The organism is Bacillus cereus group sp. MYBK79-1 (assembly GCF_051915365.1).
GTDB lineage: Bacteria > Bacillota > Bacilli > Bacillales > Bacillaceae_G > Bacillus_A.
Window position 1 is genome coordinate 48,629 of the sequence record NZ_JBQAEO010000001.1, and the last position, 21,622, is coordinate 70,250.

The following is a 21,622-nucleotide window of genomic DNA, read 5'->3' on the forward strand; positions in this document are numbered from 1 at the left end:
AAGAAACAAATAGGATAAATGAACAATCCAATCTGCTAAGTTACGTGGACTAGTGTGTAGCCGCACACTAGTCTTTTTTATTTATATACAATTAATAATTAGTTTATGTGATTGTATTGTTCTTTTCATACTTATTATAACACAGTGTCTTTTCATCAAGAAAGGAGACCGTATGTTCTGATTTCGATTAAATAGAAGGGGTTTTTTCTTTAAATAGCCCATCCATATACTGTTTTAAAGTTTGGACATAAAATTCCTGCTTACTTACATTATTTACGCCGACAATTGGTGATGGAAGTTCATACCTTTTTTCTGATAAATGAACGACAACATCAAAGATATCAAATAGACGAATGAAACAGAACAGGCCATCTTTATCGCTTAATAAAATAAAGTAATGGTTTTCACTATTTGTATTTAATGTATTCCATAAAGAACTTTTGCTTAAATCGCGAACAATATTCTTTTCTTTTAATTCCATGAAATCGGCGTTTGCTAGAATGTTAGAAATATCAATCGCATCTGGATCTTCAAAATAGCCATCAACAGCTTGTACAGCGAAAGTATAAGCCATTTTTAATACACTCATTTTGTATTTACGGTTATCTAAAAGTAATTCACGTTGAATAGAGCTAGCTACTTTCGTTACACGTTCTTCTTTCCAAATTTCATTATGTAGTGAAATATCGTGCTTTTTACATAGTTTCATAATTAATGCATTGGAATAAAGTATTTCATCACTTACTTCAACAACATCTGTCTCAGCAGCCGCAAGTTCCTCACCATGTTCATTCGTATAGAGCGGGGAATCAATTTGTTTTTTCATCTGCTCAATCTTAAATTGACTTAATTTATGCCGAATTAAGGGACGATCGATATTTGTTATCATTTGTTCATGACAAGTATCACAAATTGAGTTTGTGAAATAATATCCACATAATATTTCGGGGATGACATATTGTTCACTAAGTTCTTTCGTATCTTTTCTGCAAATGATGCATTGTGTCATTTTTATCACCTTTACCTACAAATTTGTATGTAATCTCATTGTAGTGTATTTATTGGCATTTTGGAATATTGTAAAGGAAAATATTATGTGAAATTCTTGCTTATTTTGGTACAATGAAGAGAAGTGCTAGTTTAAAGGAGGAAGTTTTTTTGAAATCGAAAGTGCACTTTTGGACATTAGAAGTGCTAATGGTTGTAGGAATCATATTTATTTGCACAAAAATATCGTTTCTATTTCAACCGATTGGTATCTTCGTATCAACGTTGTTTTTCCCAATCTTAATCGCATTATTTTTATACTTCATATTTAACCCATTGTTAGTCTTTTTGGAGAACAAAAAAGTACCTAGAGGTTTAGCGATTTTACTGTTATATCTTTTTATCATAACATTAACTGCGGTTGGAGTTGGGGTAGTTGTTCCAACAATCTCACAACAGCTAATGGATTTAGTAAAAAATATGCCAGGTTATATTAAAGAGGGAAAACTATACATACAAGATTTATCCCACCACAGACTATTTGAATGGTTATCTACACAAAATTATGTTTCCATTGAAACAATTGAAAAAAATGCGATTGAATACTTAAAGGATATACCAAACACTATTACGTCGAGTGCAACGGCTTTATTTGGTATTATAACGAACGTCGCATTAGTGATCTTCACAGTACCATTCATTTTATTTTATATGTTTAAAGATGGACATGCCTTTCCAGGTAAAGCAGTAAGCCTATTACCTGAGTCTTACCGTGAAGAAGGACTTCGTATCATTAAGGAAACGAATGAAACATTATCTGCATATATTCAAGGGCAAGCGCTCGTTTGTATATTTGTAGGTGCGTTTACTTTTATCGGTTATTTAATTATCGATTTACCTTACGCTTTCGTTTTAGGAATTATAGCAGCATTTACAAATATCATTCCTAACTTAGGGCCATTTATCGGTGCAGCACCAGCTGTTATTGTAGGTCTGTTCGTATCTCCGATGCAAGCGTTGTACGTAATTATTATCGTAACAATTGTACAACAGTTTGAAAGTAACATCATTTCACCGCGTATTATGAGTTCAAAATTAAATATCCACCCGTTAACGATTATTATTTTAATTTTAGGGGTAGGGAACTTTGCGGGAATTATCGGAATGATTTTAGCAGTGCCAGTTTATGCAGTAACAAAAACAGTTGTATCGAATTTAGTGAGATTGTTTAAGACGAAACGAAGTAATCGAAAATAGTATAAGTTGAGAAAGATACACCGCTTTTTTAAGTGGTGTATCTTTCTTTGTTAAAGAATATTAAAAAGTGTATTAATGTAATTTTATTATATGTTTTTTATATATCAAATTCAGCAGTAAACTTGTGTGATATAAGCTAAAACTATGTGGAATCCCTCTGAACTATCCAAATCATTTCCTTACAGCGTGCTATCAACATCTTAATCGACTCCTTTCAATTTTATATATTTAACAATTATAGGTGAGTATAGTATTTGCTTCTACGGTCACGAATGTCATCAATAATTTGTTTATATTGTTGTTCTTGTTTTAATTCAGTTTCAGAAAGGGTTTCTTTCTGAATTGTAATCGTTAAGAAGAAAAGGTGAAACTTCATTATGCATTCCTCCTTTCGAAAGGAATTATAGATGGCTACAGTAGTGACTTTGACGTTCCTTTACATCGTCCATAGCTTTATTAATTTGATGGTCATGCAATCTTTCACTGTCTGAGAACTTAGTTTTTTGAATTGTTATCGTTAAAAATAATACTTTAAATTTCATTACATATTGCCCCTTTATAAGTTATTTAGAAAAGACGGCTGTAAAAAGAAGCTTGACGCTCTTTTACTTCGTCCATAATGGTTTGAATGTGTTGCTCACGCAAAATTTCGTTTTGAGAAAGCTTACGTTTTTGAATGGTAATTGTTAAAAAGAATGCTTTAAATTTCATGAAGGTATTTCTCCTTAAAAATATATTTTTAATACATTTGCGTATAGTATGAACTTTTAATGTCGGTCATTTTATCAGTCAGTTGTTTAAATTGTTGTTTACGAATGATTTCATCTTCAGATAAAGTGTTTTTCTGAAGTACAGTCGTAAAAAAGAAAATATGAAAAGTCATAAATGAATTCCTCCTTTCGAAAAGGAATTACAGGTGATCACAATAAAGCGCTTGGCGCTCCTTAACGTCATTCATAGCTTTTTCGATTTGCCCATTATGAAGTAATTCATCTTTGGAAATTGTATTTCTTTGAATCGTAATACTTAAAAACAATACGTTAATAGTCATCGAATGTTGCTCCTTTCTTAAAAAAATAATGTAAGAGACTAAAAAATCGCACAAAAAAACCACAGGAAGATACAGTTCTCCTATGGCTGGGCGTGAAAAAGCCACAGGAAAGTATACGACCTCCTGTGGCGAATTTATGAATTAAAAGAAATAGTGTGCGATTTTCAATTCTCCATTAGGGTGGTCGAATTCATATTTAATTGTCCAGAAAACACAGGTGCAGTTAACGCTAAAGTTAAAGCATGTAATTGTAATTTCATCATTTCCTTCGACCTCCTTTTAGAATTTTTTCTTACGTTAGTAAGTATATACAATTAATGGATAATTGTAAACAGGAAAATTGAAAATTTTTAATTTTGATTAAAATGCGTATATTTCAAAGGGTTTTGAGAAGATGTATTGTAATTAACGAAATATCGATAAAAATGGGGGATGCTAAATGAAATATATGCATCGTAATATAATTGTTATGCTAACAATTTTTTTATTTATTTCTGCTTGTTCTAACGGAGAAAGAATAAGAGAAATATCTGATGTTGAACCTGGTGATTTTAAGGAATATGCTGGGACATACGTTGGTAATAACTCAGATGTGGTTGCTATTGTAAAAAATTTACCTGGTGGTGATACATTTCAAAGTATTAGTTTGGAGAATGAAAGTATAAAGGTGAACTATGGTGCAAATGGAAATGGAACTCTGTCAAAAGACATGGTTGAGACGTATTGGTTTGATGGTAAGGACACGTTGGAGAAAAATTTTCTTTTTAACGTAATTTATCTATCAATTTTAGTACCAAATGCGAAGAGTTACGAGTTACAAGTAGAAAATAAAAAGTTTACCATAAAAAGGGGAGAACTATTATCAATCCTATATGAAAAATTTAATGATTTTCCAAAAGAAGATGATATATGGGGTAAAAGGAAAGTGGTAAAGATCCTTAACGATAATAACGAAAAAATTACAATGCTTATAAATGATAAAGATTTTCGGAAATCTTTATTTGTTAAATATCCAGTGCAGTAGTTGAAATGATAGGAGGAGAAAAGGTGGAATTAGTATACAAAATTACTTATCATAGAATGCAAGATCATTATTTATCTAAGTTATTACAGACAATTAGCCTCGTTAGTGAAGAAGATTTGTGGAAACAAGGGGATTCTGTTAATTCAATTGGTGGAATCGTACTGCATATTTGTGAACATATACAGAGAAATGCTAGTCGTTATAAAAATCCCAATATAGTTTTTGAAAAGGGAATCGAGGAGTATTTTCCAGTAAAACTACAACGTACTGAAGTTTTGCTACAGTACGTTGTAGAAGTATTTGATGAATGGGGAACAGCATATATACAAGCATGGGAAGAAAAAAGACATATTGATCTTCATAGTTTATTACATTTAGTGGAGCATACAAGTTATCATTTAGGGCAAGTAGTAGATCGTACAAAGTCTATAATGGGACAACAATTTAATTTTTGTCAAAATGGTATAAATGAAAAGAATTTGAGAACAAGAGTTGAAACTTCGAACTTTTAGAAAGAGAGTCATTCTTAAACGAATGACTCTCTTTTTTTATAAAAGAAATTTATGGAAATAAGTATTTTTATGTGGTATGGTTAATTACATAAGTAATGAACCTGTGAACCTAAGGTGGTGAAATTGTGAAACCTACTCTGGAGCAAAATAAATTAATATACTTACAAATTGCAGAAACGATTGAATCTGATATTTTAAAAGACATATTACTGGAAGAAGAACAAGTTCCATCAACAAATCAATTTGCGAAGATGTTACAAATAAATCCAGCTACTGCAGCTAAAGGGGTAAATGTACTAGTGGATGAAGGGATTCTATATAAAAAGAGAGGGATCGGAATGTTTGTTGCAAAGGGAGCGAAAGAAGTCGTGCTTAAAAAAAGACAAAATACTTTTATGACCGAATATTTACCTAAAGTATGGGAAGAAGCAAAAGTACTAGAAATATCAAAAGACGAATTGATGGATATGATTCAAAAAATTACGAAGGAGGGGAAATAGGGATGATTGCACTTGAAACGAAAGATGTAACGAAAAAATATAAAAAGAAAGTAGCAGTAAACGAAATAACGATTTCATTGGAAGAGCATAAAATATATGGTTTGCTCGGTAGAAACGGAGCAGGCAAAACGACACTATTAAATTTACTTGCAGGCCAAATTACTTCAAGTAGTGGAAGAGTATCAATATTTGGTGAAAGTGTTTTTGAAAATAGTAAAGCAATGCAAAATATTTGTTTTGTTAGAGTGAAAGAGGAAGCACATTTAAGTTATAAAGTAAAAGAAATTTTTAAGATGTGCAGCATGTTTTATAAAAATTGGGATGGACAGTATGCTGAAGAACTCGCTGATAAATTTCAGCTTAATATGACAGTGAAATATCATAAACTATCACACGGCATGCAAACAGTCGTCGGAATTATTCAAGGGTTAGCAAGTAGGGCGCCAATTACCATTTTTGATGAACCGACTACCGGTTTGGACGCAGCACATCGAGAGTTGTTTTATAGTGTACTATTAGAAGATTACGGTGAGTATCCACGAACAATTATATTATCAACACATTTAGTAGAAGAAGTAACCCATGTAATTGAAGATGTAATCATTATAAAAGAAGGAAGGTTAGTTGTTCAATCATCAGTGGAAGATTTATTACAACAGGGTCATATTATTTCAGGGAAAAAAGATAAAGTGGATGAATTTTCGATAAATAAGAAAGTAATAAATCGAGAAGTCTATGGGAATAAAGGCATTAATGTTATAGGGGAAGAACTTTCTAATGAAGATTATTACTCTCTTGAAAAAGAAGGTTTAGTAATTGATAGAATTACATTACAAAAACTATTTATACACATAACTGGTGGTGAAGTGAAATGAAGATGTTAATGAAGCAGTTGAAGTTACATATAAATTTTCATTATAAAGCAATTATAATATTTTGGATTGTAGCTTTATTAATAAAAGGGGCTTTAAATGCTGCTCATTTAAATGGAGCGAACATTGGTTATTTACCCGAAATTATAAATAATCCTTCAATAGCAATTATGTTATTTATAGTAGGGAGTGTTTTCATCATACAAGATGATCTATTTCGTTTAGCTGTTTCATTCGGTGTAACGAGAATCCAATATTTTATCGGAGCCATTTGTTATATCGTATTGCAATCCGCAATGTTTTCGTTTCTTCAAGTAATGCTTTTGCAAGATATAAAATATAATTTAGTAAATGTTAGTTTTGGGGAGCAATCGGTACAACAATTTATTTTGCAATTTTTATTTTATGTTACAACAGCATGTTTTTTCCAAGTGGTAGTAGTTTTTAAACAACGATTTCAATGGATTGGTCTTATGATTGGTGGATCCCTTTTCTTATCAACAAATAGTGTGCTTTATGGGGAAGCGGGGGTAACCGGTTTATTATTTACGAGTGATGGATCTTTAGTAGATATACCGTATTTTACTGTTATTTCAATTGGATTAACTGTTCTTTATATCATAACTAGTAGTATATTTATTCGTAAAGTATCATTCGAAAAAACGATTTGAAATAGTATTAGATTACTATAGAGAGAAGGATAGCAAATGGGAGACACATATTCACTCATTACAGTCTTTTTATGCATTGCACTACTAATACTCTGGCGTCGTTATCGTTCTATGTATAAGCCAATAAAGGGCAGTGGGATACGTATTTTGTGGCCATTACTATTTTTAACACCTGGTGTTTTATGGTTTTTTGGTCCCGTACATCCAGCTATATTACAAGTAGTTATAGCGGTATTAATTGGAATTCTTCTCGCTGTACCACTTATAGTTTTAACAAATTATGAACGAAGAGATGATGGGAATATTTATACGAAAAAAAGTGCAGCCTTTTTAATTACTTTTATTGGACTTGTCGTTTTAAGATATGGTTCAAGACAATATATTGTTGACTTAGATCAACAAACGATTGGTTTATTATTTTACGTAGTAGCAGTATCGTATATTATTCCGTGGAGAATAGCTAGTTATATAAAGTTTAAGAAAGTTTGGCGGGAAAATAGTAATCATGCTTTATAAGAAAAAACTTTTCTTTTGAGAAGTTTTTTCTTTTTATATGTAATTGAAATCATTTGTTGAAGTGCAAGCTACCATACAATATGATGAATATAAAAAAGAGAAAGTAGGGGATATAAAAATGCGTACAATTTTACTTTTTCTAAACGACATGTCTATTAATGAAATAGAGGATATTAGGAAACAACATGATCCTTTATTCGGTTTAATCCCACCGCATATTACAATTGTATTCCCATTTGAAAGCTCGACTTCAAATGATGAGCTGAAATTACATATCTTAAAATTATCAAAAGGGATACAGGAGATAGAAATTGAATTTGCGAATCAACTTACGAGTGAAAGAGAATATTTATTTTTACGAGTTGAAAAGGGGCAAAAACAAATAGAAGAACTTCATAATATGCTGTATACAGGCGCTTTATTACAATTTTTGAAAGAAGATATTCCGTACATACCGCATGTAACAGTCGGGAGAAAAGAAAGTACTGAGTTAGCTGCTCAAGTAGCTAAGGAAATTCAGAGTTTCCCTGAAAAATTACAATGTGTAATTGATAGAATTAGTGTAGAGCGAATTGGAGAAAACGGGGAATCAATTATTGAATTTGAAGTACCGTTGCAAAAAAGCTGACAAAAGTCAGCTTTTTTTATTCGTAACATAAAGTAAAGCACCAATGGCACCGCTATTACCACCGTCTTGTATAAAGATTGGTGTTTTATTTTGATATTTTGTGTAGCTACTAATAATATTTTGAAGGTGTACGTTATTACATAGAGTCGAACCAATATAAATAATATGATCAATGTTTTTGGTTTCAGCGAATTGAAGGCTTAATGCAGTAACAACTTCACCGACGAGTCCTTGTACAGTAGCAAGTATATCTGAGCTATTATAATTTGATTCTGTATTAGTAGCTTTACCAAAATTACTTGCAGTTAAGCTATTATCAATAGGTGAGAGAATTCCACCATAAATATCTCCAACCGTAATATCTAGTTCTTTTCTAGAGCCTATTTTTGTTAAAGGAATCACATCTTCAAAATGATCTATATTTGTTAATAATTTTGAAAGTCCCATAATAGTACCACCACCAACACCAGTTCCACCAGCTCGAATATATTGGTCATTATAAACGTAGTGGATGGAAGTACCTGTACCGATATTTGTTAAAATAAAATTATTTATAGCATGTTTTTCTTCTTTTAATATATACCGGACACCTGCAAGAGTAGCTTCAAATTCGTTTAGTTCTACTATATTATATGAATCCGAAAGTAGTTGCTGTAATTGTTTTGCTTTACCACCAGTTATACATATTTGTTTTATACGAGTGTTTTTCTTAAGCCAGTCTATTATTTTATCTTGTTCATTTGAATAAAATTTTTCAAAAGCTAATTGTTTTTGCTCGTTCAAATAAGCAATTTTCGTTAATGTTCCTCCAGCATCAATACCGATAGTACTTTCCATTTTCCTGCTCCTAACTATGTAATTTGTTTATTTTGTTCATAATGATGAGACGAATTTGTAGGAAATAGATAGCCCAGCGGATTAAATTATCTTTATTCCGCTTGATATATTAATAGCTTGTCCACAGTTACAATCGGCTGATTATTAACAGTTGCAGTACCTTTACCGAGAATAAAACCTCGGCGATTACGAGTTAGCTCATAATGTAAATCAAGTTTATCACCAGGGTATGCTTTTGCGTGAAATTCAACCCCATCTAATGAGGAGAGGAAGCCTAAACCTTCAGAGTCACTTGTATGCACAAATGCACTAAGCTGTGCAAGTGACTCTACAATTAACATATGAGGCATATGTTTTTGATTATCATTTATAAACCACTCATTATTTGTAATGAGTTTATATCCCGTAACGGACTCACCATGTTTTACATTGGTTACTTTATCAATCATTAAAAATGGAAAACGATGGGGAAGTGTGTCTTTAATATGCATATGAAAGTACCTCCAATGAATAATACCCCTGCTACAGTTAAGCAGGGGAGTTACCATTAATTTTTAACTAATTCATTTACTTTTTCAAGAGAAAAAATGCCACTATTTCTAATGTTTTCAACAACTTGTTGTAACACTTCTTTATCTTGAACCAGTGCAATACGTACAAACCCTTCTCCGTGAGGTCCAAATGCATGACCTGGTGTAACAACGACATTCGCACGATCCATTAACGCATAAGCGAAATCTATAGAAGTCCAGTCTTTCGGAATTTCGGCCCAGACGAACATACTACCAGTTGGCTTATCGACATTCCAGCCAAATGTGCGGAATCCATCAACTAAAGTGTCTCTACGTTCTTGATAAATACCGCGATTTTTCTCGCAAAACGAAGCACCATTTCTTAGTGCAGCTGATGCCGCTTTTTGAATTGGTAAAAACACACCATAATCAGTATTAGATTTAAACTGAGTAAGCGCACGAACAATTTCTTCGTTTCCAATCATATATCCAATACGGCTACCTGCCAAACTATAACTTTTTGACAAAGAGTTAATTTCTACGCCAACTTCTTTAGCCCCAGGTACAGAGAGGAAGCTAATTGGTTTATTACCATCAAAATAAAATTCAGCATAAGCAAAATCATGGACAACAATAATATTATGCTTTTTCGCGAATGCGATTACCTCTTTAAAGAAATCTTCATGAGCCATTGCTGGAACTGGATTTCCTGGGAAGTTTAAAATCATCATCTTCGCTTGATTAGCAATATCTTCGGGGATAGCTGCTAAGTTAGGTAAGAATTCATTTTCTTTCTTTAAAGGCATGTAATACGAGGTTGCACCAGCCATTTGAATTCCAGTTTCATAAGCTGTATATCCAGGATCAGGAACTAATATAATATCTCCCGGATTTGCATAAACCATAGGTAAATGAACGAGTCCGTCTTGTGAACCCAGTAATAATAAAACTTCTTTATCGGCATGTAATGTAACGTTATGAGTGTTGTTGTAATATTCAGTTACAGCTTCGTGAAATTCTTGAATACCACTTAATGTGTATCCGTAGCTTTCTTTTTCACTTGCTGTATATACCATTTCTTCTCTTACGAAGTCAGCAGGTGGCATATCAGGATTCCCGATACTTAAATCAATCATTTTGTGACCTGCTGCAATTTTTTCTTTTTTATAAGCCCCTAATTCACTAAATATAGAAGATTGGAATGCTTTCATTCTAGTTGCTAACGTGTAAGTCATCAAAACCCCTCCTAAAAACAGTGTTTTCTTTCTGCGTATTTAATTATTCTGAAAACACATATTTACATTTTATCATTTTTTTATGAAAATTAAAACGATTGACAAATTTGGAGGGAGGATTAGTTTATTTTGAAAGAGGCGCTGTAAATAAGGTAGATCGGTTAACTGAACTGTCTATACGGTTTAGGATGTTTTATAGTTTTTGTTAAGTATATCCCGTATATTTTGGATGAAAAAGAACACGAAAACGAGGCCTAATATACCACTAAGCCAATAGTATGAATTCCCTTTCGTAAATTTTTCATAAAATGAAAGTGCATTCCAAAGGATTAGAATAATAGAACAGATTGTTGATACAATTAATGAACTTAAACTTCTCAAAAAAACACCTCACAGTAAAAATATTGTTATTATTTAATATTACATTCAAATTAAAAGATTTAAAAGAGGGAAATATTTTTGAGAAAGCATTGTAAATTAAAATAACGCAGAAAATATTTTCTGCGTTTTATATGAAGTGTAATCATATCTTTTTGTATGTACATAATTTTTCCACTGCATAAAAGTATACATTTAAGTTGCCATCAACAACATTTAAAGTTTGATCCGATGTAAACGAGTTACCATAATCAATGTGATATACATTAGAATTTTTGACAAATGAACCTTTGTATAAATCTTCTTTTTTCTTTGTTGTTTGCATTTCCACTAAGTTTTGAACAATTTTTTCTTTCTTTTCTTCTTTTACAATTGTTTCAAATTTATAAGAGGCAGGGCAAAGCCCATTTTTGTTGTCAACGACTTCCCAAGAACCGTATATATCATTATTGCTACATCCGCTAAGTAGAACGATGAATATGGGGATAATTAATAAAACCTTTTTCATTTTGTACTCCTTTCTTTTCATTTTCAATAAACGTGCGAATACGATAGGACTAGTATAATAAATAAAGTTTAAATTTTTATAAAGAATTATTTAATTTCATATAAAAATTGGGAAAGGTAAGGTTTTTAAAATAAAAAGGCATGAATCTGTATTACATCAGATTCATGCCTAGTACGCTATTTTACATTTTGTTTTTTGAGGATAAATGAAGCGGAAAGAAGAATGACAATGCCGTTTAAAATATACATATTTACAATAGAAGAGGTTAGGTTAATTACTCCAAAACCAGCGTTATCGAATAAAGAAGTGAGTGTCGTGGTTGTCAAAAAAATAATAGGCGTTAGCAGTAAAAATAGGAAGCCTGCCACAATTCTTCTTTTAAAGTTATGTTGGGATAGGGAAATTGCTAAAAAGTTTATGATGCTAAACATAACGAATACAACAAAAAGGATAATAAATAACTGGATGCCATCAGCCATTTTGCACCTTCTATATACCATATTTATATATTATATTCGAAAGCAAAATGGGGTACTCCTTTAAATAATTTTAATAAGCGTAATAAATAAGATTTTATATAATAAAGAAGCATGGATTAATCTAATGATCCATGCTTCTTTAATTATGTTATAAATTCGCAGATTGCGAAGGTTGTTTTTCATATTGTTTCTGTTTAGATAGCGATATGAAAATAATTAATAATGAAATAACTCCGAAGATAAGAACCATATATTGCAGTCCAATCGTATCTAAGAAGAAACCTGTACCAAGTAAGACAATTTGGAACATAACTCTCTCAAACATATTACGGAATGAGAAGAGACGGCCGTGATAGTTTTTTTCCACTTTCGTTTGGAAGATTGTCGACATAACAGGGAAGAAGCAACCGACACTAAAGCCAAACAAACCAAATGATGTAAGAGACATCCATTTTATATCGCTAAAGAACAATGATAAGTGTGCAAAAGCGGTACAAACAGCGAAGAAATATAGTAACTTTTCAGGTTTGAAATGGTCAGATAAACGTTTAATAACGAAGGCCCCTAACATAAATGCGATACCTTCAATGGTATATATAAAGCCTTTAATCGTTGGATCATGTTGCATTTCACTAATATTAATTACCATTAAATTAAATCCAGCTATAAATAATAGAGGGATAATACTTAATATAAGTGCTGTAAAAGCAATAGGAATTCCTTTTAATATACGAAATACCTCCATAAAGCTATTATCTTTTGCAGCTTGTTTACTTGGTGTTGTTGCTTTCTTATCCTCGAATTGTAGGAAGAAAGTTGAGAGGAATAACAAAGCGTATGCTGCCATTGAGAAGGCATACATATACTGTAAACTCATTACAACTAAAAGAATTCCACCTAGTGAAGTACCTGCAATACGAGCGATTGTACCGACATTCATATGTACACCGTTCATCTGTAATAATTCATGCTCACGTACGATAAGTGGAATTACAGATTGTAATGCAGGGAAGTAAAATGCTGCTGAAATTTGAAGAGCAACCATAAATGCAATCATAAAGGCAATGCTTTCAAATTGGATAGCGAAAAACATAAAAATAACACTAATAACGCGGCCGAACCCAGCGTATAGAAGAACTTTTTTCTTTTCATACTGATCAATAATGCGACCAGCCATAGGACCGACTAGAACTCCTGCTAATAATCCGATAAATAATATAACGGATTTCATGAAATCAGAAGGGACATATTTTTGCATAAATTCAAGGTTGCCAAGAATACCAAGCCATAAGCCTAGACCAGCAATAAACTCCCCAATTAACACAATCCAAACATTTTTATTGCGCCACATAATATAAAACCTCTCCGTCTTTTAAAATGAAAAACTCGTATATAAAACCTCCTTATTTTATGTATTATTATTAACGAACTTTTTTAGAGTCAGAGTCTATATTACGTGTTTCATGAGTGGATTTCAATCTTTTTGATTTGTCAAATATTCAATGTGTTAATACATGAAATAAGTAAATCAAAATGTAAAAAACTTCTGATTAGATATTCATTGAAAGTGAGGATAAATAAAATAAAAGCATCAAGAAAATATCCCGAGTAAATGATATTTTTCTTGATGCTTTTTATACTTTAGGCCGAAAATTCTTCTTTACGTACTTCGAAAAATTCGTTACGACGTAAGTAATTATAAACTTTCTCGGAAACCTCTTCTTCTTCAGACATTAAGAAGCGATGATCAAAAGCATAGAATGATTGACCTTTAATTAGTTTTACGTAGTATATTTTACACGCCTCCTCTCGCATAATTGGTATTTACCTAATGTTATGATGGCCTATATGCTTGTGAATCATACTTGAAGTTTCAAAGGATAGAAGAAGAGACGCTAAATAAATTATAAAGTTTTACAAAACTGTAATGTAATTATTGTGGTCTCCGATAGTTTATCCTAATCAAATAATATGTATTTTACATATCTTTAATATAAATCTTTATATTTGAATGTTATAATTATAAATAGTGAACGGAGGTGAGTATAGTAGAAATCCATTTATATGAGGTAAATCCATCTAATGTGTTTATAATTAAAACTCCAGTCCAAGGTGAAGTTTATACATTTCTTCTTCGTAAAAATGAATTAGTGGGAGAAAGCCTATGTATAGTAGTAAATGAAATGGAATATGTGTTATTACATGAAGACAAGGCTATTAAATCAGGGATTATTCTAACTAATCAATTAAGAAAAGAGTTGTTTGAAGGTTGGTTATGGATTAATGTGAATGAATTCGGATTAAATAGAAGGAAAGCAACGAAGTTAGAATTAGAAATATATAAATATATAAAGCAAAATATCAACATTGATATAGGGAACGAAAAAGGTCAATCTCCTCTCATGTAAGAGGAGATTGACCTTTTTATTATTAGTAAATTAAGAAGAGTAATCCTCTATACGTAGTTCAAAAAACATTATGCTGTAAGTAATTATAAATCTTCTCGGAAACACTTTCTTTTTCTTCAGACATTTAGAAATGAAATTGAAAAGAATAGAACGATAGACCTTTAATTAATGTTACACGTCTGATCAATGAGCATTGTTACTTATCGAATTTTATGATGGCCTATATGCTAGTCAATCATATTTGGAAATAGAAGCTAAATAAATTGAAAAAGCTTACAAAAATGTAATGTTGTTGTCACGGTTTCCGATAGTTAAAAACAATTACTCTCTTCTATACTACAAATAAGTTACATAAAATAAGGGGGGAAAAAGGTGGATGAAGTAATTGGAGAAGTAGTAGCAGGTATTTGTGAATTTGTAGTTGAAGTAACGGCGGATGCTATTGGTAGCATAACTTCAGAAAATGAAAAAAGGGAAAAGAAACTATATAGTAAGATTTAAAAACAGATTTTGGCATACTGAGAAAACTGTGAGATACATTCTTACAGTTTTTTATTATTTTTTCAAAGTACTAAATGTCAAATGTTTAAAAGAGGAATTGAAAATATGAAATAGAACTTATTAGTTATCTGAATCGTGTACAAATAACAATAGAGAGAAGATGATGAAATGGGTAAAGAAGAGCTTGTAAAACAACAGTTTGGTAATAATGCGGAAAAGTATGTGAAAAGTAAAATTCATGCTAAAGGACCGGATTTACAATATGTAGTTCAACAAGTTGAGTCTCGTCATAATAAACGTCTTCTTGATATTGCTACTGGTGGAGGACATGTTGCGAATGTATTAGCTCCATTGTTTCAAGAAGTAGTTGCTTTAGACTTAACAGAAAAAATGTTAGAGAATGCGAAAAATTTCATTATAAGTAATGGACATGAAAATGTATCTTTTGTCGCTGGAAACGCTGAAAGTTTACCGTTTGCTGATCATTCTTTTGATACGATAACATGCCGGATTGCAGCGCATCATTTTACGAATCCAGCACAGTTTATTTATGAAGTAAATCGTACGTTAGAAGATAATGGGTTGTTTATTTTAATAGATAATATTTCACCGGAAAATAATGAATGCGATACATTTTATAATTTTATAGAAAAAAAGCGGGACCCGAGTCATGAACGTGCGTTGAAAAAAACAGAATGGATTGCCTTGTTAGAAAAGAACGGTTTGCAAATGCAGACATGTCTTACTTTTGATAAAAAATTTGATTTTGACTGGTGGTGCGATATGATGAATGTACCTTCGCAGAAACGTATGAAGTTAACAGAATGTATGATGAAAACATCAGTTGAGATGCAAGAATTCTTTGACATTCAATATGAAAATAATAAAATTAAATCGTTTTATATTGAAATGGCATTGTTTATATGTAAAAAAAGTTCGACATTAAAAAGATAAATTTCTTGCAGTCTTTTCAAAGTGCGTTATACTTAGTACAAAGAAAATGAGAATTGAGGAAAAGTAATAATGATTCGCGTACGTATTGAAGGAACTGAAGAAGAGATGCTTGAATTTATGGAGAAAATGCCGGATATTCCTGGTTTTGAGAAAACACACATGAGGGAACCGAGAAAAGGAAATAATCCAAAATACGATTCAAGTAAAAATGTATTAGCATATTTATCTTATAAAAAGATTGAAGTCGCCAATAAATAGGCGGCTTTTTAGTTTGCACCGTTTCACAGCCTTGTCTTTTTCACATAATAATAATAGTAGATTATGCTGAAGAGGGGTGAGGATAGTTAATAAGAAAATCATCTTTTTTGGAGACTTTGGTATTGACGATGCGGTGGCTTTAATATATGCAAATAAAACATGTAAATTAGATATTATAGGTATTGTTGCTGAATATGGGAATGTATCGCGAGATATTGTAACGGAAAATGTGTATTTTTTAGAAAGATACTATGCTACAGAAGTAAAAATCATTGAGGGTGCAGCAAGACCGATGACAGCTGAAGAACCTTTGTTTTTTCCTGAAATTCATGGGGATCACGGTTTAGGACCAATTATTCCACCTGATATGAGGATTTGTAAACGGGAAAATTTTTGTGAATTAATTAAATTAATTGAGCCTTGTCCAGAAGATATTATTATCGTAGCGACAGGACGATTAACAACTTTGGCAACGTTATTTTTATTATATCCAAATGTAATGGATAAAGTATGTGCGTATTATATTATGGGAGGTGCTTTTTTATTTCCTGGTAACGTTACTCCTGTATCAGAAGCAAATTTTTACGGAGATCCAATTGCCGCAAACATTGTAATGAAGTATGCAAAGAATGCGACTATTTATCCGCTAAATGTAACGCAAGAAGCACTAATTACTCCTGAAATGGTGGATATTATTAATAAAGAAGGAACCGGGCAGGCGAAACTGATTAAACCGATGATTGATTTTTATTATGAGAACTTTTATAAAAAAGAATACCCGGGTATTGCTGGAAGTCCGATTCACGATTTACTTCCGTTCATTTCTTTTATAAATGATGATATTTTCGAATATAAAAAATCTGCAGTTTGGATTAGTACGACAAATGATGTAACAAGAGGACAAAGTGTGGCAGACTTTAGAAAAATAGCTGAGCCGACAACGTTTGATAATAGGCCTATTCAAAAAATTGCGGTTGGTTTTAACTATCCGGCTTTTAAAGAAGAATTTATGCGAACGATATTAAAGCCAGATTGTCCTTAATATGTGGATCAGTATAAATTTTTAGTTCTAAAAAGATCATTCATTTTTCTGAAAGAACTTAATGATTGAGCGGTATGAATAACTAATGAAAAATGTAACATAACTAATGGTAAGCAATTGTTTCTAATTATAATTTGATTTGTGAAATATAAAGGAGGTTATCATATGATTTGGTCTTTAATCGTCGGTGGTATATTAGGATGGTTTGCAAGCTTAATTACTGGAAAGGACGTACCTGGTGGTGTAATTGGCAATATTATTGCTGGTATTATCGGTTCTTGGATTGGTACGAAATTACTTGGGAGTTTTGGCCCAGTAATTGGCGGATTTGCAATTATTCCAGCTTTAATTGGAGCGATTATTTTAATTTTCATTGTAAGTTTCTTATTACGAGCAATGCGGAAATGAATGCAAGGACTGTTTACATTTGTAAGCAGTCCTTTTTATATGTTATGCTAGTATTATACAATCAGGAGGTGTCAGCATTGAAAACATTTACAGTAAATTTCCATCAAGAAGATAATGCTAAAGCGACAACAGTACATAAATTAAGTGAAGAGGATTTCAACAAAGCAACAGAAAAAGGCACTCGTCATCTATTTGATTTAGATACAAACGTTGGCTTCTTCGTATTCTTTGATGCAGAAGATGCAGAAGGAAACGATCAATACTTAATGTTACAATACGAAGGCGATCATGAAGAGCCAACTGCGTGCTACGGATTTGATTTAAAACTTTACTATCAATTTTTAGCACTATACTTAAATGATCTTGAGTTCCAAGGTGAAACAGACGAAGAAGAGGAAGAGTATGGTCCAATTCATCATTTAGCTCATTTACTTTATCATATTGTTGAAGATGGTAAGTCAATCGAAGTGTAAAAATACATATGTAAAGCTGTCCTTTTTGGACAGCTTTTTTCATTTTCTAAAGCAAAATATATAAAACTTTTGCTATAATTTTATATATCTCGATAAATATATGAAATGAATAGGAAGTGAAGTATTTGTTTACGATTGAGAGCTATAAAAATTCGATAATAAATGGACTCGAAGCAAAATCCTCTGATTTGATTGAAAAGTTAAAGGTAACAACAGAGCATAATTATTATAAAGGAATAGATTTATTAGATTTTACTGCTTTTGTTCAGTCATTTGAACTGTCTATCGTTATGTTTTCAATGGATGGGGAAGCGAATGAAGTTTTTTATGAAGGAACTGGTAAAGGGATTTTTTCTGGTAGCTATAATGTAATGGACGATGTTACATATTATACGTTCAGTGGTGAAGAATCTGATGAATTTTGGGATTTTTACGAAAAAAATGATGAAAAGTTATCTGAAATTGAAATGAAAGTTATAGTAGAATGGTTTGCGACTTGCTGGAATAAAGCTGGTGGCATGAATGTTACATTACCATCGTACTTTAGTTTTCATGATTATGATGAATGTTACGATTTGCATAATGGTAAATGGATTTCTGATGGTGATAAATGGTTTGATTAAACAGAAAAAGCAACAAAGAAGGCTCATCTTTCTTTGTTGCTTTTTCTACGTTTAAGGAAGGATTGCTGTGTAAATGACGAGAAGGGATATATAAGGAGATGAGAAAAATGATAAATAATACAATTCCAAGTTTTTTAAAATTATGGGAAAGTGACGATTTAGAATTAGAAGTCCTCAATCAATACTTTACTTCGAATACAGAGATATTTGAAGAATACTTTAAGTATCATTGTCCACATACGAGCGAACGTCTTTCGAATGCCATTAAACAATATCCTGCAAAAATAGAAGATATTCGTATCATTGCAGAAACATTACCGACCATTATTCAAGAGATAACGAATGAATATCATTATAAATATAACTTTGATTTAAATATGAAATTTCATTTATTTGTTGGAGGGTTTGGTTCAAATGCATTTGTGGAAAGGGAAATCATTGGAGACATATTTTTTGCGGTAGAAAAATTATCTCCAGATTTGAATCATCTTCGTGTAATTGTTGCTCACGAAATAGGACATATATATCATAATGTTAAGTTACAAAATGATGGAATGGATTGGAGTAAAGCCGAGTGGACTGACGCGGCAGTTAGTTTGTATCGTGAAGGTGTTGCAACATATTTATCAAAACAAATTATGAAAGGTTTAAATGAATCAGTGTATTACTCATATAACGATGATGGTGAACGTTGGTTACAATGCTATATAGAAAATGAAGAACATATAAAGAAACGTTTTTTGGAAGATTATATAGAAGGATGGACGTTAGAAAAAGAGAAAGAGTGGTTCCGGTTATCTGGCGGGCAATATTTTGGATACAACCGACTTGGTTATTTTTTAGGAACAGCTTATGTAGAATATGTTGTGCAAGCATTAGGAGAGAGTGAAGCATTTACTTTTTGGAACAAACACGATTTGAAAAGTAGTGTAATGGATTGGTTATCAAGATGAATAAGATTATGATAGGGGGCTGAAATGTATGAAAGTGTATGTAAAGGTAGTTATATTATTACTCTCTTTTACATGCCTATTTTCATTAGCAGCATGTAAAGGGACAGATGAAAAGAAGGAAACAAACCAAACATCAGAAAATAGTAAAAACGAACAGAATAATTCTTCTGAAGACAAGAAGGAGCCTGAAGCAGAATCAAATAATGAAGGATCAACAAAACCAAAGACAGATTCAAGCACGAAAGATACAGTAATAAATCAAAAATCAATTAACCACATTAAAGATTTGTTCGAACTAGCGAAAGAAGGAAAAGTACCTAACGCTCCGTTTGCAGCACATACAGGAGATATTGAAGAAATAGAAAAAGCGTGGGGGAAAGCAGATAAAACGGAACAAGCAGGTAACGGAATGTACGCTACCTTTACAAATAAAAATGTTAGCTTCGGTTTTAATAAAGGCTCACAAGTTTTTGATGTACGCTCCTATCATGCAGAGCTAAAATCAATTACATTACAAGAAATAGAGAAAGCATTAGGAAGAGCAGCTTCAGTTAAAGTAAATGGGGAAGACAAAATATATGTATATAAAGTAAACAATCAGTTTGAGTTAAAATTCATTATTCCAAAATCGACTGGTAAGGTAAATCATATTTCGGTATTTTCGCCAGAAGATAGTATTAATAACATGGCAGGGTAAAAAAGGATGTCACAATAGTCTCGAGATTTTGTGACATCCTTCTTTTTATAAAGAAAGCATCCTATAAAATATGAGGAGTATGCTCTGAAACGTCTTTATTTATTTTATTACGTTCTACACTATGAATAAACAGTGCTTGAATAATGCCTCCGACTATTAAGAAACAAGCACAAATATAAAATAGCATACTACCATCTAGTTGATTTAATAAAACTGCACCAATTACAGGGCCACACGTTCGAGATATATCCCAATGTAACCCGTAAATTGAAAAATACAATCCACGCTTATCTGTAGGAGCGATTTCTGAAACGAATCGAAGTAAATGGTTTAAAGCAATACTTTCTCCAATGACTAAAAAGAGTAATGTGAAAAATAGTGACGAGATTGTTGCTGAAAACCCATAGCCAATTGCAGCTATTGTAAAGCAGATGTAAGAAATAAGTATAATTTTCGTCATGGAAAATCGTTCAGACCATTTCACGAGAAAAATTTGCAGAATGATTTCCATAATAGCTTTGCATGTTGAAATAAAAGCGAGTATGAATACGAAATCTGGAAATATATCTTTAGCGAAAATACGATAATTTGTTTCAGTTTGTGCATAGAAAAAGCTAATAGGAAGTGTAGTAATCATAAGTCCCAAAACAGCGTAATGTTTGTGTACAAATTGTTTTGGAGATGGTACTTCAAGTTTTTGCTTAGGCTTTGTAAGTACTGGAGCGGTTTCTGGAAGCTGTGTCCATACAACTACTGCATATACAATAAGTGTAATGCTTTGCATTATAAATAAATATTCAGGGTGAGTACGATAAAAGATAGCGCCAATTATTGGACCAATTACGGAACCAATTGCAGCCATCGTATGCAAAAGAGCAAAAATTTCTGCTTGTTGTTTTTGTTTTGTTAAATCAGCAATTTGTGCACGTTGAGCGGGAATATATAAGGAACGGCCCACCCCATTTATGACGTATAACAATGCAAATATAAAAACAGATTGAGCAAAGATGAAGCTGCCAATTGCAACGCCTTGTAGCAATAAGCCGAGTAACATAATTTTCTTTCGCCCATATTTATCAGTCACTCCCCCAGCAATAAGTGTAAATACGATGTCTGAAAGAGGTTGTAGACCGAAAATAAGCATGGTTATTATTATATTACCGTTTAACATTTTATTAACGTAAATAATCATTATGAGAGCTAACATAGATTCAGTTGTTCGGGTTAATAATTCGCCGCACAGTCTTATAATAATTGGTTTGTTATAACGTATTAAGAGATTGTTCAATATTAATTCCTCCTTTCTATATTGAAATGATAAGATGAAAGGAGAAATGG

At 31.9% G+C, this 21,622-nt stretch carries 33 protein-coding genes; 18 read left to right on the plus strand and 15 right to left on the minus strand.

What is annotated here, in order from left to right:
• Positions 1-187: 187 nt before the first annotated feature.
• Positions 188-1,009: an HNH endonuclease gene (locus tag ACTFOB_RS00245; protein WP_151635181.1), complete on the minus strand. Its 822-nt coding sequence runs from the start codon at positions 1,007-1,009 to the stop codon at positions 188-190.
• A gap of 149 nt (positions 1,010-1,158) precedes the next feature.
• On the opposite strand from ACTFOB_RS00245, the gene ACTFOB_RS00250 reads away from it, so the two are divergent.
• Entirely contained in the window at positions 1,159-2,244 is a 1,086-nt protein-coding gene (locus ACTFOB_RS00250; RefSeq protein ID WP_440023819.1) for an AI-2E family transporter, read from the plus strand.
• A gap of 235 nt (positions 2,245-2,479) precedes the next feature.
• Here the strand turns inward: ACTFOB_RS00250 and ACTFOB_RS00255 are convergent, their stop codons facing one another.
• From ACTFOB_RS00255 to ACTFOB_RS00275, 5 genes are read right to left on the minus strand one after another with little or no spacing between them, the layout of a single operon-like run.
• On the minus strand, positions 2,480-2,620 hold the full coding sequence (locus ACTFOB_RS00255) for a YrzI family small protein (protein ID WP_440023821.1): 141 nt from the start codon (positions 2,618-2,620) through the stop codon (positions 2,480-2,482).
• A gap of 25 nt (positions 2,621-2,645) precedes the next feature.
• Positions 2,646-2,786: a YrzI family small protein gene (locus ACTFOB_RS00260; protein WP_440023823.1), complete on the minus strand. Its 141-nt coding sequence runs from the start codon at positions 2,784-2,786 to the stop codon at positions 2,646-2,648.
• 25 nt (positions 2,787-2,811) lie between these two features.
• A complete protein-coding gene (locus ACTFOB_RS00265; protein ID WP_440023825.1) occupies positions 2,812-2,955 on the minus strand; it encodes a YrzI family small protein in 144 nt (47 codons plus the stop codon).
• Positions 2,956-2,983: 28 nt separating this feature from the next.
• Positions 2,984-3,127: a YrzI family small protein gene (locus ACTFOB_RS00270; RefSeq protein WP_440023827.1), complete on the minus strand. Its 144-nt coding sequence runs from the start codon at positions 3,125-3,127 to the stop codon at positions 2,984-2,986.
• Between the two features lie 27 nt (positions 3,128-3,154).
• Positions 3,155-3,295, minus strand: coding sequence for a YrzI family small protein (locus tag ACTFOB_RS00275; RefSeq protein WP_440024767.1), 141 nt, complete (start codon positions 3,293-3,295; stop codon positions 3,155-3,157).
• A 439-nt stretch (positions 3,296-3,734) separates the two neighbouring features.
• Here ACTFOB_RS00275 and ACTFOB_RS00280 point away from each other — a divergent pair, with 439 nt between their 5' ends.
• The 7 genes from ACTFOB_RS00280 (at position 3,735) to ACTFOB_RS00310 (ending at position 8,018) form a co-directional block, all read left to right on the plus strand.
• A complete protein-coding gene (locus tag ACTFOB_RS00280) occupies positions 3,735-4,319 on the plus strand; it encodes a DUF4825 domain-containing protein (protein ID WP_440023829.1) in 585 nt (194 codons plus the stop codon).
• Positions 4,320-4,342: 23 nt separating this feature from the next.
• Positions 4,343-4,831 (plus strand): DinB family protein, encoded by a 489-nt coding sequence (locus ACTFOB_RS00285; protein ID WP_440023830.1) that lies wholly within the window; start codon positions 4,343-4,345, stop codon positions 4,829-4,831.
• Positions 4,832-4,956: 125 nt separating this feature from the next.
• Complete coding sequence (locus ACTFOB_RS00290) at positions 4,957-5,331, plus strand: GntR family transcriptional regulator (protein WP_000805192.1); 375 nt, start codon at positions 4,957-4,959, stop codon at positions 5,329-5,331.
• A gap of 2 nt (positions 5,332-5,333) precedes the next feature.
• The gene (locus tag ACTFOB_RS00295) at positions 5,334-6,206 is read left to right on the plus strand and encodes an ABC transporter ATP-binding protein (RefSeq protein WP_440023831.1); all 873 of its coding nucleotides are present in this window, start codon (positions 5,334-5,336) and stop codon (positions 6,204-6,206) included.
• Positions 6,203-6,874, plus strand: a complete 672-nt coding sequence (locus ACTFOB_RS00300) for a DUF4052 family protein (protein WP_440023832.1) — start codon at positions 6,203-6,205, stop codon at positions 6,872-6,874. Before ACTFOB_RS00295 ends, ACTFOB_RS00300 begins: the two co-directional genes overlap by 4 nt.
• 36 nt (positions 6,875-6,910) lie before the next feature.
• On the plus strand, positions 6,911-7,390 hold the full coding sequence (locus ACTFOB_RS00305) for a CcdC family protein (RefSeq protein WP_440023834.1): 480 nt from the start codon (positions 6,911-6,913) through the stop codon (positions 7,388-7,390).
• A 118-nt stretch (positions 7,391-7,508) separates the two neighbouring features.
• Entirely contained in the window at positions 7,509-8,018 is a 510-nt protein-coding gene (locus ACTFOB_RS00310) for a 2'-5' RNA ligase family protein (protein ID WP_440023837.1), read from the plus strand.
• A 6-nt stretch (positions 8,019-8,024) separates the two neighbouring features.
• On the opposite strand, the gene coaW is transcribed toward ACTFOB_RS00310, so the two are convergent.
• The 8 genes from coaW to ACTFOB_RS00350 all read right to left on the minus strand — a co-directional run bounded on the left by coaW (position 8,025) and on the right by ACTFOB_RS00350 (position 13,761).
• Positions 8,025-8,855 (minus strand): type II pantothenate kinase, encoded by an 831-nt coding sequence (gene coaW / locus ACTFOB_RS00315; protein ID WP_440023838.1) that lies wholly within the window; start codon positions 8,853-8,855, stop codon positions 8,025-8,027.
• Between the two features lie 92 nt (positions 8,856-8,947).
• Positions 8,948-9,346: a 3-hydroxyacyl-ACP dehydratase FabZ family protein gene (locus ACTFOB_RS00320; protein WP_440023840.1), complete on the minus strand. Its 399-nt coding sequence runs from the start codon at positions 9,344-9,346 to the stop codon at positions 8,948-8,950.
• A gap of 56 nt (positions 9,347-9,402) precedes the next feature.
• The gene (locus ACTFOB_RS00325; protein WP_440023842.1) at positions 9,403-10,602 is read right to left on the minus strand and encodes an LL-diaminopimelate aminotransferase; all 1,200 of its coding nucleotides are present in this window, start codon (positions 10,600-10,602) and stop codon (positions 9,403-9,405) included.
• 183 nt (positions 10,603-10,785) lie between these two features.
• Positions 10,786-10,983, minus strand: a complete 198-nt coding sequence (locus ACTFOB_RS00330) for a DMT family transporter (protein ID WP_440023844.1) — start codon at positions 10,981-10,983, stop codon at positions 10,786-10,788.
• A gap of 142 nt (positions 10,984-11,125) precedes the next feature.
• Positions 11,126-11,488 carry a hypothetical protein gene (locus tag ACTFOB_RS00335; RefSeq protein ID WP_440023845.1) on the minus strand — a complete coding sequence of 121 codons (363 nt, stop codon included), beginning with the start codon at positions 11,486-11,488 and terminating at the stop codon, positions 11,126-11,128.
• Positions 11,489-11,664: 176 nt separating this feature from the next.
• The gene (locus ACTFOB_RS00340; protein ID WP_440023847.1) at positions 11,665-11,967 is read right to left on the minus strand and encodes a hypothetical protein; all 303 of its coding nucleotides are present in this window, start codon (positions 11,965-11,967) and stop codon (positions 11,665-11,667) included.
• A gap of 148 nt (positions 11,968-12,115) precedes the next feature.
• Positions 12,116-13,318: an MFS transporter gene (locus ACTFOB_RS00345; protein ID WP_440023849.1), complete on the minus strand. Its 1,203-nt coding sequence runs from the start codon at positions 13,316-13,318 to the stop codon at positions 12,116-12,118.
• A 290-nt stretch (positions 13,319-13,608) separates the two neighbouring features.
• Entirely contained in the window at positions 13,609-13,761 is a 153-nt protein-coding gene (locus tag ACTFOB_RS00350; protein ID WP_078418146.1) for a YqbF domain-containing protein, read from the minus strand.
• 245 nt (positions 13,762-14,006) lie between these two features.
• On the opposite strand from ACTFOB_RS00350, the gene ACTFOB_RS00355 reads away from it, so the two are divergent.
• From ACTFOB_RS00355 to ACTFOB_RS00400, 10 genes are all read left to right on the plus strand, one after another.
• The gene (locus ACTFOB_RS00355; protein WP_440032707.1) at positions 14,007-14,375 is read left to right on the plus strand and encodes a hypothetical protein; all 369 of its coding nucleotides are present in this window, start codon (positions 14,007-14,009) and stop codon (positions 14,373-14,375) included.
• A gap of 372 nt (positions 14,376-14,747) precedes the next feature.
• The gene (locus ACTFOB_RS00360) at positions 14,748-14,876 is read left to right on the plus strand and encodes a hypothetical protein (RefSeq protein ID WP_440023853.1); all 129 of its coding nucleotides are present in this window, start codon (positions 14,748-14,750) and stop codon (positions 14,874-14,876) included.
• Positions 14,877-15,044: 168 nt separating this feature from the next.
• Positions 15,045-15,830 (plus strand): class I SAM-dependent methyltransferase, encoded by a 786-nt coding sequence (locus ACTFOB_RS00365; RefSeq protein WP_440023855.1) that lies wholly within the window; start codon positions 15,045-15,047, stop codon positions 15,828-15,830.
• Between the two features lie 69 nt (positions 15,831-15,899).
• Positions 15,900-16,088: a DUF3970 family protein gene (locus tag ACTFOB_RS00370; RefSeq protein WP_000621879.1), complete on the plus strand. Its 189-nt coding sequence runs from the start codon at positions 15,900-15,902 to the stop codon at positions 16,086-16,088.
• Between the two features lie 76 nt (positions 16,089-16,164).
• Positions 16,165-17,130, plus strand: coding sequence for a nucleoside hydrolase (locus ACTFOB_RS00375; protein ID WP_440023856.1), 966 nt, complete (start codon positions 16,165-16,167; stop codon positions 17,128-17,130).
• A gap of 165 nt (positions 17,131-17,295) precedes the next feature.
• Positions 17,296-17,538 carry a GlsB/YeaQ/YmgE family stress response membrane protein gene (locus ACTFOB_RS00380; protein WP_088096705.1) on the plus strand — a complete coding sequence of 81 codons (243 nt, stop codon included), beginning with the start codon at positions 17,296-17,298 and terminating at the stop codon, positions 17,536-17,538.
• Between the two features lie 77 nt (positions 17,539-17,615).
• Positions 17,616-18,011 (plus strand): hypothetical protein, encoded by a 396-nt coding sequence (locus tag ACTFOB_RS00385; RefSeq protein ID WP_000847587.1) that lies wholly within the window; start codon positions 17,616-17,618, stop codon positions 18,009-18,011.
• A 125-nt stretch (positions 18,012-18,136) separates the two neighbouring features.
• Entirely contained in the window at positions 18,137-18,634 is a 498-nt protein-coding gene (locus ACTFOB_RS00390; protein WP_440023857.1) for a hypothetical protein, read from the plus strand.
• Between the two features lie 107 nt (positions 18,635-18,741).
• Positions 18,742-19,587: an aminopeptidase gene (locus ACTFOB_RS00395; protein ID WP_440023858.1), complete on the plus strand. Its 846-nt coding sequence runs from the start codon at positions 18,742-18,744 to the stop codon at positions 19,585-19,587.
• Positions 19,588-19,615: 28 nt separating this feature from the next.
• Entirely contained in the window at positions 19,616-20,284 is a 669-nt protein-coding gene (locus ACTFOB_RS00400) for a YjgB family protein (RefSeq protein WP_151635225.1), read from the plus strand.
• 61 nt (positions 20,285-20,345) lie between these two features.
• Here the strand turns inward: ACTFOB_RS00400 and ACTFOB_RS00405 are convergent, their stop codons facing one another.
• Positions 20,346-21,572, minus strand: a complete 1,227-nt coding sequence (locus ACTFOB_RS00405; RefSeq protein WP_440023859.1) for an MDR family MFS transporter — start codon at positions 21,570-21,572, stop codon at positions 20,346-20,348.
• Positions 21,573-21,622 lie beyond the last annotated feature (50 nt).